1 protein-coding gene is annotated in these 237 nt (G+C 53.2%); it reads right to left on the minus strand.

Features of this window, described 5'->3' with window-relative positions; genetic code table 11:
• Positions 1–30: 30 nt before the first annotated feature.
• Positions 31–237, minus strand: a 207-nt coding sequence (locus LKE08_RS29390) for a hypothetical protein (protein ID WP_324707808.1), incomplete at its 5' end; no start/stop codon positions are given.

Raw genomic sequence — 237 nt, forward strand, 5'->3', positions numbered from 1 at the left:
ATTGCTTCAACTGGTAGCTTCCGGATTGTTCTACCTACTAAAATACCACAGCGATCGCTCCCCTGAGATTTTCCACAACCCCACCCAGATCGGGGGATAAACAAACATGAGTAGCGATCGCGCCTTCGGGACGGGGTGGCGGATGCCGATCGCGAGGGGGAAATATCTTTGATCGGGTAGCACAGGCATCCTGCCTGTGAGCAGAAGCTGGACGACGATGTTGTATAGTGTAGCTGT

The organism is Lyngbya sp. CCY1209 (assembly GCF_035615495.1).
In the GTDB taxonomy this organism is placed as follows: domain Bacteria; phylum Cyanobacteriota; class Cyanobacteriia; order Cyanobacteriales; family Microcoleaceae; genus Limnospira.